Source organism: Rhodothermales bacterium (genome assembly GCA_034439735.1).
Lineage (GTDB): Bacteria > Bacteroidota > Rhodothermia > Rhodothermales > JAHQVL01 > JAWKNW01.
Window position 1 is genome coordinate 1 of sequence record JAWXAX010000195.1, and the last position, 12,027, is coordinate 12,027.

The following is a 12,027-nucleotide window of genomic DNA, read 5'->3' on the forward strand; positions in this document are numbered from 1 at the left end:
CCAGCAGCAACAACAGCAGTAACGGCCATCGGCGCCAAACCCTACGCCCCATCGCCATTCATTGCCCGCTAATCACGAATCACTACTCAAGGAGAACGGTACGCGTGCGCTCCGATGTCGTGCCGGTTTCGAGATCTTTGACCCGCAGAGCGAGCACGTACGCTCCCGGGGACTGTGTGCTCGCATCGAGGATGAAGTACTGTCCTTCTTCGGCCGAGGACCCCGCGCCATCGAAGCGGACGGCAACCCCCTCGCCCCCGCGGCCCCGGCGGAACGCGCGGCGGAAGAGCTGCGCGATTCGTCCTTCGTCACTTTTAGCGACCAACAGGGCCTCGATTTCGTACCGCGAGCGCCCTTCCGATGTCATACGAAGGTTATATATCTCGAAATAGATATACAGCGGCTGCTCGACGCCAAACACGCCCCAGGGCGAGGGCTGGATTCGGTACCCCCGGCGTTCGAACGACGATGTAGCCGCCGGCTCCTGGCCCTGCGATTCCTCGACGAGATAGGCGAGCTGTACATCGGAGAGCTGAAAGGCTGGCGAATCGAAGCGGGGGATCTCTATTTCGGAGCGTTCGATGCCCAGCGCGCCCTGCGTGGTCGACTCAAACTCCACCGCCAGCATGTGCCGCCCCGGTCTCGCATCGAGGGCCAGTGCGCCGATCCATAACGAGGCGCCGTCGAAGCGGTAAACCTGGGTGCCCGGGGCTTCCTCGATGTGATGCCGGCTGCGCGCGGTGACGCCGCCCGGATCCGATACCAGGAAGGCGCCGGCATCGAGGCCCAGCTTGAGCGGCTCATTTCGAGGTCCAACAGCCAGTGGAATGCCATAGGTGACGTAGACATCCGCCCGGCCGTCCACGCCTTTAAATGCGCTGGCGATGTGGGGGAAAAACACCCTTCTGCCCGCCGGCTCGAATGCGTACGCTTCCGGTGTCTCGCGTATCGTGTTTCGGGTCTTGATCACATAATCAAAATCCGCCGCCGTCGACTGCATGGCGTTGAAGGCATCCGAGCAGGGGGTATACAGCGTAAATTCGTTGAGGGGTGGGATGGCCACGTTCTGCGCGTCCGCGAAGTTGCCGGCGTTGCCGAAAACGAACCGGTATTCCGGGTATTCGAAAATGTGAAAATTGCTGATGCTACTGAGATTGCCCGACGTCGTGCGGCCGCTGCAGCTGGCCACCGTATTACTCATGTAATACATCGCCCGGGGCGGGCCATAACGCACATAGACGCGACCGCGGTCGGAGTCCCACCCACGCAGACGGAGCTTCTCCTCGCCGAACTGGAGATCCACATACACCAGCCGCGCATAATGCTCCAGTTCGCGTTCGTTGGCGTCGGTGAGAAATCGCGGGTCGCGGCCGGCCCAGAACCCATCGGCAGAGAAGGACGAGTCGGACGCCACGAGCGCTTCGCCGGCTTCGTTCATCACCCGGTGAAGGTCGGTGTACACCGCTCGCTCCTCCGGCGGCATCAGGTCGAGAGCTTTCCGAAAGGTGCGTTCGGCTTCGTCGGAATGACCCAGCCGCTGCGCGGCGTAGCCGGAGAAGCGCCACGCGTCGGGGTCGTCCGGAAATTGGACCTGCATTCGGGTCGCCCAATAGCGCATGGCCGGGGCGTCGCCGGCGGCTGAAAGGAGCGTCATGAGCGGGCGGTACGCTTCGCGGTAGGCCGGCTCTCGTTCAAGAACCCGTGTGAGGCGCTCGTGGGCCTCGGTAAAAGCAGAATCCGCCCTGGCGCTCAAGTCCTGCACATTGTAGCCCCGATGCCGCATCTCTTCGATATCAAACGGGTTGTGCGTCGGCGGAGGGTTGGGGGCATCCGGGATATCTTTATCGTCCACGACCAAACGACGAAAGGCTTCGCGATTGGTCTCCAGGACCGACTCGAACGGCGTCAGCTCAGGCAGTCGGATGCGGTCTCGGTGGTGCTGAAAGACAAGGGTGCGCTCCGCGGCGCGCGCGGTATTCGCGTAGGCGTTGTCCGCGTCGATGGCCAGCATATCGCGGAGCATGTCCCGTTCCCTGGCCTTCTGGATAAGGCGAAACGCACGCGATCCGATACGGTGCTGCCATTCCCGGTACAGCAAATTGGTTCGATCCAGATCGATGGCCCGGTTGATGGACCGCGTGGCGTTCGGCTCATCGTCCAGCACATCGTATACGCGGGCGAGATAATACTGAGCAAGGGCATGATCGCTTCCCAACGCCTCTAAAAGGCTGATCGCCTCCTCATGCCGACCGGATTCAAACGCTTCCACACCCCGCTGGAATCGTAGCGAATCCGGCGCCGATTGGGCTACCGCCTGAAGCGTAGCGGCGAGGAACGAGACAAGCAAAAACGCGACGCCGAATATCCCGTGCAGCACCTGCGACCGGGTCAGGAGGAAACGCATTGTCGAACACCGAGGGTAGGCTGTGGATTTCGTGTCAACGCCGCCGACAGGCGACGGGTCCATCGGGAGGTGTGAACCCGATCGACCCTACACAAAGTACCTGTGAACCACTGAATATCCAGGGACTGTATTTCCAGAAACAGTACTCCAGAAACAGTACTTCAGAAACAGTACCACAAACCGGCAATCCACAGCCCACCGCCGGCTAACGCATGAAGTGCACCACGTGCGTCACCACGCCCAACACTTCAAACCGCATGTCTTCGATGATGTCGATCGGCGGATACTCGGGGTTGGCCGATACCAGGCGGACCTTTCCGTTTCGATACTCGATCCGTTTCACCGTCAATTCCCCCTGCACCGCCGCAACCACAAAGTCGTTGTTCCTGTGTTTCACCGAACGATCGACCACCAGCAAGTCGCCGTCGATGATGCCGGCCTGGACAAGCGAGTGCCCCTGAACACGCACCAGAAACGTGTAAGCAGGTTTGGAAATCAAGTCGTTCAAGCACATCGGCGGCTCGAGTACGCTGCCGGCTGACCGATCGGCGGGCGCGCTCGAATACCGGTTCGCGATACCCACCGTCGTACCGGCGGTCCCTTGATGGCTCGGAGGGATGCTGCTCCTGTTTTTTGCAGGCTGTGCCATCGGGCGTTGAGTGACGGCGGGCTGGACGCCGACGCGGGGCATCGAGGTGACATTAGCCGAGGCTATATGAGCAGTCGCAAGAGGCGAGATCGAGTGTACAGCAAGTGCCATAGTCTGCATGCGCGTCTAAGTGAAGGGAAGAAGAGTCGGTTGCCGGTAGCAATATACATATATCACACATATAATTGTCCAGTCCTTCTGCATGGCACCAACAATTTTTTTTTTTGCCCGTGTTGCGTACGCCCTACACCCTCCTGTCCAGCAAGGGCGTCAGCGACGACACTCGGCAAAAGAGCCGGCGGTAGGCCGCCGCCTCACCCAGCAAGAGTCCCAGCGTATCGCCTTTGGATTGAGCCCCTGGAGCCGTTTTCCACAGGCGAACGTGGCCGCCGGACATCGTCTCAACCGCCAGCCCGAGCGAGGCTAGCGATTTTAACCCCTCGAGCACCGCGATATCGGTGCCGGCCATCGCCGCGGAGATTACCTCCAGCTCCGTCTCGCCCTGGAATTCCTCCAGCGCGTATTTCGCCACGCCGGCGAGTCGCCGTTGGAATGCCGCCACCCGCTCCAATGCGGGCTCCCGCCCGAATACCACGACGGTTTCGGGACGAACACGCGCCAGCACCTCATCCACCACCTGTTGATGGGGCGGGCAGGTCCAGATCACCAGCACGGGCGAGGGCTTCAGCAGGTGCCGGCCCACCATACCAGGCCAGACAGGGCCGACCTCGCCCCACACCTGGGCGTCGGGGTAGCGGTTCACCACTTCGGTCAGTTGTCTTTCCGGGTCCGTTGACCCCCGCAAATCTTCGATCCGAAGCCCCTCCACCGCCATCCGAGGCGCCTCGCCGCCGGCTTCTCGATGTTCCTGCCAGGTCAGCGTGAGCGAGCCCCTCCCCCTGAAATAACCCACTCGCGCGCGCAACACCAGATCGAGTGCACCCTCCGGTGCACGCTCGTCGGCGCTGTTCCACCACAGCACCTCGCACTCGGCTTCCGAACGGCCCTTCAGCGTCACTTTACGATGACGGGCCGTTTTGCCGAGGGTACGAACTGAGAGGGGCTCCAGGCCGGTACAAAGGATATTGACGGGAGGATTCCCCGGCCCAAAGGGTGCGGCCGCCTGGAGCTCTTCAGCCAGATCAGTGGTGAGAGCGTCCATGTCGACCTTCAGCGCGATCTCGAGCACGGGGTCGGGCGGAGCGCCATCACGCTGTGTGGAGAGGGCCGTCGACACGCCCACCCGAAAACGATCGATCCGGTCCGCGTCAATCGCCAGGCCGGCCGCCATGGGGTGGCCGCCGAACCCATGTAGCATCGCCGTCTGGGTCGCTATCGCTTCGGTGACATTATAGCCGTCCACCGATCGCGCCGACCCACGCGCCGGTTCACCCTCCGGGCTTGCCAGCAGGATGACGGGTTTCCCATATTCCTCGACCAGTCGGCTCGCCACGATCCCGATCACCCCCTGATGCCAGTGCGGATGCGCCAGCACCAGCGCCGCGTACTGGGCTAGTGTCGGGTCTTTGTCGACCTGCTCGCGTGCGGCGCCATAGACCTGGTCGGTTAATAACTTTCGCTCCTCGTTCAGCCGCTCCAGTTCGCCCGCGATCTGCCCGGCAAGCGCTCGATCCTTCGTCGTGAGCAGCGGCACGGCCACATTGGCGTCCGCCAGCCGGCCGACGGCGTTCAGCCGGGGGCCAATGCCGAAACCGATGTCCTCCTCGGTGAGGACGGATGCCTGTATGCCGGCCCGCTCCATGATCGCCTTTAGCCCCACCCGTTCCGTCCGTCGCAACACGGAAAGACCGCGTTGCAGCAGGTAACGTGTATCGTTAACCTGTGTGGCAAGGTCGGCCACGATGCCCAGCGCCACGAGGTCCAGATACGCCTCCACCTCGTCCGCACGTCCGGCTCGCGTAAACAACGCCTCGACGACTTTAAACACTACGCCCACGCCGGGCAATGCTGCAAGGGGGTGTTCGGGCGGCAGAAACTTTGGATTGACGAGCGCCAGCGCCTCGGGCAACACCGCCGGCAAATCGTGGTGATCCGTGATGATTACCTCGACGCCGGCCGCGTTCGCCATCGCGACGGCGTCAGCCGCCGCGATGCCGGTGTCGCAGGTCACCAGCAACTCGAAGCCGGCATCGATATAGGTCCGCAGCACATCCGGGCGGACACCGTGTGACTCGCGGGCGCGGACGGGGATGTGGTAGAGGACGAGCGCCCCGAGCGCCTCCAGCGCCGAGACAAACAGCGCCGTCGAGGTCTGCCCGTCAACATCAAAATCGCCCCAGATCAGGATCCGCTCGCCACGCCTGATGGCGGTTTCGATGCGTTCGACACCGGCGACGAGCCCCGGCATCGCCTCGGGCGGCGCCGGGGTGTACCCATCGGGATCGAGAAAGGCACGAACGTGCGCCGGATCGACGAGCCCACGTTGCAACAGGATACGCGCCAGATGCGGCCGGCCGCCGGCGGCATGCAGCAGCGATGGCGGAATGGGGGTGGTTTGTGGGAGCAGTCGCCAGGTGCGCATGGAGATAGACTAATGGAAGGCAATCGCCTCGATGGCGTCCAGGTCGCCGAGAAGGTCGATGTCCAACTCGGCGTATTCGTCGGCCTCATTGCCCGTCAGCTCGCCGGCGACACGACCGCGTCCACAGAACGAGCGGTAGATACACAGTTGACAGGTCCGCTCGCGCTCTGTGAGAGCAAAATGCTCTTCGGCCTGCCGGCGTTCGATACGATCCACAAGATCGAGCAGGTAGCGTTCATCGCGTGCATAGGCCTCGGCGTCATACGCGATTAGCTCGGGGTCCTCGGGGTGCATGGCGTACCAGTAGACCATCTGGATGGCCTCCGGAGGAATGGGCACGCCGCCGGTCAACTGCGCGCCGGCGGAAGCCAGCAAGTAGCGATACACGCGGGTCTGGAGCCGATCCAGAAGATTGCGGCGTTCGGCTTTGTGAGGCGATGTCTTCCAATCGAAGATGACAGCCACCTCGCCTGTCCAGACGATCAGGTCGTACTTGGCGACCAGCGGCGGGCCCGCCGGCCCGATGGCCCCAACCAGCATCCGCTCGACAAGGCGGCGTCCGGCCACTTCGCTCGCGGGGTCATACATCCCGTAGTTCTCCCACCAGGTGGCGATACACGGCCGATCGATCGCGGTCGGTTCGAGCACGGGAGCGTCGAGCAGGTCTTGCTGCACCATCTGGTGGAAGCGCCGGCCGTCGGCCATAAGCTGCTCATAAACCAGGGGGGGACTTGCCGGCACCGCCGGCCAGGTCATCCGGTCCAGGTATTGGAGCTCGAAGCGCCGCTCACAGTCGACAAACGCCTGGAGCGTATGGGCGCTGTAGACGATCTGTCTGGGATCAGCCATGGGATTCGAGATACCGTTTGAGTGCATCGAACGCGGCGGCCGGCCTGTTTTTGCCTTTCCCGTTGTTCGATGTCACGATCAACTCGCGCCGCGCGCGGGTGACGCCTACATACAGGAGTCGGAGCCGTTCTCGGGCATATTCGTAGCGGGACAGCCCGGAGGCGTCACCTTCCCGGTGCGGCGTGCCATCGAGGGCGGCGTCGAGCTGAGCCAGCGCTTCCGCCTCCAGGTTCAGCTTGTCGCGCACGAACCACTTTTCCGACTGGAACGCATCGGTTTCCAGGCCGGCGGGGAAGTGGAAGTCGTTCACCGACAGGATATACACCCGGTCCCATTCGAGCCCTTTTGCGCCGTGCATCGTCGCCACGGCGACCTGGCCGCGATACGCCTCGGGGTCGAATCCTCCTTTATCGGCCTCGATGGCGCGCAGCCGGCGCTGGTCCTTCGCGATCACTTCAAGTTCGCGCTGGAAGGCGTCAAGTGTGTCCAAACGCTGTTCGACACCCAGATGATACTCGGCCTTTCGGCTGAGCTCGTCTCCAAACAGCTGGGTCATAGCGAGTTTTTCGGGCTCGACGAACAGGTCCTGCGCCAGCCCGGTGAGGAGCTCGCTGATCGGCAACAGGGCCAGCCGGTGCCAGGCACGCAACTGCGTCCGGAACGCCTGGAAATACGCCACTGCGTCGGCATCCTGGACGCCGGCCAGCCAGTCCGCCCCCGGCCGGGGCCAAACGAAGGCCTCGACATCACCGCATTCCGCCAGCAGCGCGGCGTGTTCGTCAAGCCGCCGGCTCGTTTCTTCGGACGACTCGTCGCGTTTCACGCGGGCAAACCAGACTTTATACACCAACGGCAACAGCTTCGTGGCGGAAGGGTGGGCCAGATGTTGGAGGACGCGGCACAGAGCGCCGGCCGCCTCACGCGTCGAGGTGGTCAACCGGAGCAAGGCATCCGTGAACGGCAGGCTGGCGAGCGCGAGCGCGTGGATCACTTCAGCGCCCTGGCGATGGGTCGGCGCGAGTACGGCCACGGTCTTGTCTGGATTTTCAGGTAGCCAGCGCTTCAGCGAACGAACGACCCGATCGAGCTCCACTTCGGGCGTCTCACCCTCGTAGTGGAAAACGATGCGGCATTCGGCAGCGGGTGGATTCGGTTGCGGGTCGCCCTCGGGCGTCGGCTCGATGAACGGGGGCCCCAGGGCGTCGCGCACTTCGGGCACGGGGGCCTCGTGCATCGTCCATCGGATGAGTTCGTTCGCCAGTTCGATGATGGGCCGCGCGGAACGACCGGAGTTCGGGAGCGCACGCCGGGCATCGGCTTCAACGAGGAAGTCGCGCAGGTATTTCGGATTGGCCGTGGTGAACGTCTCGTAGATCGCCTGGTTCGGGTCGCCCACCCGCACCCAGTTGCCGGCGGGGCCGACGAGCCGGCGTAGGATCTGCTCCTGCAGGTTGCTGCTATCCTGAGCTTCGTCTTCCAGGATAAACGGCCACTGCCGGCGCAGCCGCTCGATGAGCGCCTCGCTCGTCGGATGGTCCAGCACCTCCAACGCAAACACGATCAGATCGTCGAAATCCACCCCGCTCCGAGCCATCAGCCCCTGCTGGTAGCGCCCGTACACCTCGGCTGCAAGACCAACAAGCGCGTGGTGCTGGTCGCCCAGCATCCCCTGGAGGTCCCGATGGCTGATGCGGCGGTTTTTCAGGTGCGATATCGCGTTACGCATCACCTGTTCGAGCTGGTCGGGGAGATGTTTGTCGAGCATGACCCGCTGCCGGCCGCCGGCGTCGGCGGGAAGATAGTCGGCCAACGACGTGGCGTAGCGCGGGTACGAAGCTCGAAACGCCTCGCGCAGGATCGTCTCGGCCGTGCGGTCGTCCACGACCGAAAAGGTCTCGGGAAGGCCGAGCGTGGTGGGGGCCTCGAGGACGAGGTCGAACGCGAGGCTATGCAGGGTACAGACGTGGTAGCCGATACCGGGGATGAGCCCCTCGTCTTGCAGGAAGCCGGCGATGCGCTTGCGAAAGTTGTCGACGGCGGAGTTGACCAGCGTCACAACCAGCACCTCCTGCCCATCCGCCAACCGGTCGTCCTGGATGAGCGAGGCCGCCAGGCGGGACAACGTCCACGTCTTCCCACTTCCGGGCACCGCGGCGATCCCCATGGTGCCGCCGGTGTACGACAGGATGGCTTGCTGAGCGGGACGCGGGGTGAACATTGGGGAAAATGCAAAATGCAAAGTGAAAAATGAAAAGTGGCGAGTGAGCTGGGAGTCAACCGTCTTCGTGGTGGATGGCGACATGGACCTGCCGGGCGGCGCGGCTGAGTGCGCGTAGGAGCAGGCCTTTCTGGTCGCGTCCGGTCGCGCTGAGGGAGCTGACGAACAGGTGGGCCTCGCCGGTGCACCGACGCAGCAGACCCTGCACCACGTTTTTTAATCGCACCAATTCAAACGGGCGCTCCAGGGAATCATCCCATTGACGTTTGCCCGGCTCCCAGGCCCGGTTCAGAATGTAGGGGTTCGTGAGCGGCTGGTTGATGCGTCGATGCCAGGCGGTGCTGCCCAGATCGAGCCACAACTGGGCGCGCACGGGTCGATTGCGGAGCAAAAACGTGTGGACAGGCGCTAACAAGACGGCGTCGGCCGGCTCGGCCCATTCGAACTCGTAAAAAGCTGAAATCACCCCTTCCTGCACCATGTCCCGATACGCCTTTCCGGCTTCGGCATGTCCCATACTCGAGGACGCCTGGCGGAAGCGAGCGGCGGATTCAACGAGCGCGCCGACGAGTTTGCCGGCCTCAATGGCCCCGGTCTGCCACTCGGCCGGTGTCCGTGTCGATGGAATAGCCTGTGCATCGCGATAAAAGCCGAATCCGGGCTGGCTCAGCAACTCGCCAAACGCACGGCTAAAAAAGTGGTCGAGCGGGATCGCATCGCCGGCGGCACAGGCCTCTACCCACATCCGCAGCCCCTCATAGGCCTCGCCGATCACGTACGTGATCCGCTCCCGCAACTCCGCCCCGAGGCTCTCGAACGGCAGTAGCATCACGCCCTCACTGGCCGAGGGCACGACGGCGCCGGCCAGCAGCGACGCCCGCACCAGATCACATCCACCCAGTAACCGGTAAAAAACCAGCGCGACGGCCTCCCGCGTCGGCGGCGGGCTCCACGCGGGATGCGCGAGCGCGGCGAGGGTCAACATGACGCGCGTCACGGGCTCGTCGTGCAACAGACGAGACGGACGGTGCGCATACGTGGTAATACCACGCAGTTCAAGCTGTTGCGCGAGCGCGAAATGGACGTTGTCCCCGAGCAAGGGCGCGATGATTGCGATTTCTCCGGGCGGGATGCCGGCCTCCGTCAGACGGCCTACGCAAGCGGCGGCGCGCTCGATCATGTCGTGGTGCAGCCGATCTACATACACCGTCGCCAGCGTGTCGAGCCCGGCCGGCGCCGGCTCGCCGGCGGATTCGTCGATGGCTTCGACCAGCTTCCGGGCAAAGACCTGGAGCCCGGCCGGCGTCGTGTGCAATGTTTCAAGACGCAAGTGACGATCGCACACGGCGGCCAGTTTCTCGGCCGAGTCGGCGCTGGCTCCCATGAATAGCCGATACGAGCCCTCCGTATCGGCCACCAGGAGGGTGGATTCCATGCGTGGCACCCAGCCGGCGATGAGGTCATGCGCGACGGGCACATCTTCCTCCACATTATCTACGACCAGATGGCGGTGTTGTCCCAGCAGGTGACGCCGCACGATTGAATCGCGCACCGCTCGATCGGCGAAGAGGGTGAGGTAGTGGGCGAAGTCGACCAATCCATGCGCCCTGGCGTACGCCCGATACGCCTCGACCGCTTCCATCGTGTCTCGAGGCAGGTCCGTCTGGCTTTTTTCGCCATACGCGACGTCTTCGAGAAACACCGGCAGATCCTCCATGGCCAGCCCGTGTGCGGCCGCCTTGTTCATGTTGTCGAGCAGTTGGCTATACAGCCTCGGGCGCGTGAGGCGAGTCGCCGCGAAGCCGCCGCGGGCAATGATGGGCTCGACCACGACCGACATGTAATACTGCGCCTGCTCGTAGGTGAGGAAAAGCGGCGGTCGGTCGAGCGAAAAGCCCGCCTCCTCGGCCATTTCAGGCCAGAAGAGCTCTACATACCGCCGCGCCAGCCCCCCGATCGTCGCCTTTTCCAGCCGATACCACTCTGCCGGCGTAAAGGCCGGCTCATAGGCGCGGGTGTAACTCCGCTGCGGCGTCAGCAACAGGATCGACTCGGGCGCGACGCCCTCATCCAGCAGCTGCCGGATGCGGCGAACCGCAAGCGTCGTTTTGCCCGCGCCGGCCGGCCCTTCGAGAAACAACGAAGAAAAACCGTCGAACGACAGATCGATGGAAAGATCGGACGGTACAGGTGTGTCCACGGGAAAGATGCAGGCTCGTTAACTACCTAGACGCATCGGCCGGGCGAAACATACCCTGACGCGCACGACGAACATACAAAAACCCGGTGACAACAGCCTGTCAGCGGCCTTATTCGCCGGCGCTACCGCGTGGCGCTGTCGTTCAATGTCCAATCGTAGCCCGCCGACTCGATGCGGTAGCCGCCGGCCTCGAGTTTCGCTTTCACTTCGCCCTCCGCATACCGCGCGATGAACCGCTGGACGGCCTCTTCGCTGCCGCCGAAGTCGGACTCGAACCAGGTAAAGATTTTTGAGAGCTGGATGGTATCACCATCGTACGGGACCCGGTTCTTGGTGGAATCCGAGAGAAAAACTCGCCCCTGGTCGTCCAGCTGGGCGTCCAGCCGGGCGCCCGTATACGCCTCGGCACGCAACGGCGGGCAGCTCATGGCGGCGCAGACGAGGGCGAAGTGGATGCGGGGCTCGGCAAACGTGGGTCGGATAATGGCGTGTTCGATCTCGTCGAGGGTCCGCGTGACGCCGCCTACCTGGCCGACCTTCACTTTGAATGGGGTGTTGACCTTCGGGATGATAAACGGGATCCCTTTGATACCGGCCGGAGCGAGCCGGAGAATACTTTTGGTGGGATAATTATCGACGATCAGCTTCATCGTCAGGGCATTGTATGCGTTGATCCAGAAGGCGAGTGCATCCTGGTCATTCATGCGGGCCGGATCGGTCTCGGCAATCGCAAGCAGGTAGTCCGATAACGCTCCCGAGGCCTTGAGGCCGGCGTAATCCATCAGGCCGGCGTCGTTGACGTGCGCGGCCAGGATCCGGTCAAACGCGGCGTGGTCGAATGTCTCGGGGGTGCGGACGCTGTCCCGGGCCGTGATGATGTCGATCCGGCCGCTTGTGCAGCCCGTCATCATGAGGCTGACGATCAGAAAAAGCATCACCATGAGCATCCGGTTCGATGTGGCGCGGAAACGAATGGGGGGTCGAACGACTCGAAGGGAAGTGTGCATGGGATCATGGATGTGAGGTAATAAGAAACTGTTGAGATGTGCGTATTGCATAAGGAGCAAGTCATCCCCGCGAAGGCGGGGACCCAGAAAAATGCCAGTCTGATGGCTGGATTACTTCGTAAGTCGCTTCGCTCGTTTCCCGCCTTCGCGGGGATGAC

At 63.1% G+C, this 12,027-nt stretch carries 7 protein-coding genes; all 7 read right to left on the reverse strand.

The window, feature by feature from the left end:
• Nucleotides 1–82: 82 nt before the first annotated feature.
• The 7 genes from SH809_14725 to SH809_14755 all read right to left on the reverse strand — a co-directional run bounded on the left by SH809_14725 (nucleotide 83) and on the right by SH809_14755 (nucleotide 11,869).
• Nucleotides 83–2,404, reverse strand: a complete 2,322-nt coding sequence (locus SH809_14725; GenBank protein ID MDZ4700959.1) for a GWxTD domain-containing protein — start codon at nucleotides 2,402–2,404, stop codon at nucleotides 83–85.
• 205 nt (nucleotides 2,405–2,609) lie between these two features.
• Nucleotides 2,610–2,903: a S24 family peptidase gene (locus SH809_14730; GenBank protein MDZ4700960.1), complete on the reverse strand. Its 294-nt coding sequence runs from the start codon at nucleotides 2,901–2,903 to the stop codon at nucleotides 2,610–2,612.
• 394 nt (nucleotides 2,904–3,297) lie between these two features.
• Entirely contained in the window at nucleotides 3,298–5,595 is a 2,298-nt protein-coding gene (gene recJ, locus SH809_14735) for a single-stranded-DNA-specific exonuclease RecJ (GenBank protein MDZ4700961.1), read from the reverse strand.
• Nucleotides 5,596–5,604: 9 nt separating this feature from the next.
• A complete protein-coding gene (locus SH809_14740; protein MDZ4700962.1) occupies nucleotides 5,605–6,444 on the reverse strand; it encodes a PD-(D/E)XK nuclease family protein in 840 nt (279 codons plus the stop codon).
• Complete coding sequence (locus SH809_14745; GenBank protein ID MDZ4700963.1) at nucleotides 6,437–8,662, reverse strand: ATP-dependent helicase; 2,226 nt, start codon at nucleotides 8,660–8,662, stop codon at nucleotides 6,437–6,439. The genes SH809_14740 and SH809_14745 overlap by 8 nt, the downstream gene beginning before the upstream one ends.
• A 55-nt stretch (nucleotides 8,663–8,717) precedes the next feature.
• Entirely contained in the window at nucleotides 8,718–10,862 is a 2,145-nt protein-coding gene (locus SH809_14750) for a hypothetical protein (GenBank protein MDZ4700964.1), read from the reverse strand.
• A 122-nt stretch (nucleotides 10,863–10,984) separates the two neighbouring features.
• Nucleotides 10,985–11,869, reverse strand: coding sequence for a DUF547 domain-containing protein (locus tag SH809_14755; GenBank protein MDZ4700965.1), 885 nt, complete (start codon nucleotides 11,867–11,869; stop codon nucleotides 10,985–10,987).
• Between the last annotated feature and the right edge of the window lie 158 nt (nucleotides 11,870–12,027).

Excerpts from the sequence above, each read along its gene's own strand:
- SH809_14725 (MDZ4700959.1), bottom strand. The coding sequence starts at position 2,404 with ATGCGTTTCCTCCTGACCCGGTCGCAGGTGCTGCACGGGATATTCGGC.
- recJ (MDZ4700961.1), bottom strand. The coding sequence starts at position 5,595 with ATGCGCACCTGGCGACTGCTCCCACAAACCACCCCCATTCCGCCATCG.
- SH809_14740 (MDZ4700962.1), bottom strand. The coding sequence starts at position 6,444 with ATGGCTGATCCCAGACAGATCGTCTACAGCGCCCATACGCTCCAGGCG.
- SH809_14745 (MDZ4700963.1), bottom strand. The coding sequence starts at position 8,662 with ATGTTCACCCCGCGTCCCGCTCAGCAAGCCATCCTGTCGTACACCGGC.
- SH809_14755 (MDZ4700965.1), bottom strand. The coding sequence starts at position 11,869 with ATGCACACTTCCCTTCGAGTCGTTCGACCCCCCATTCGTTTCCGCGCC.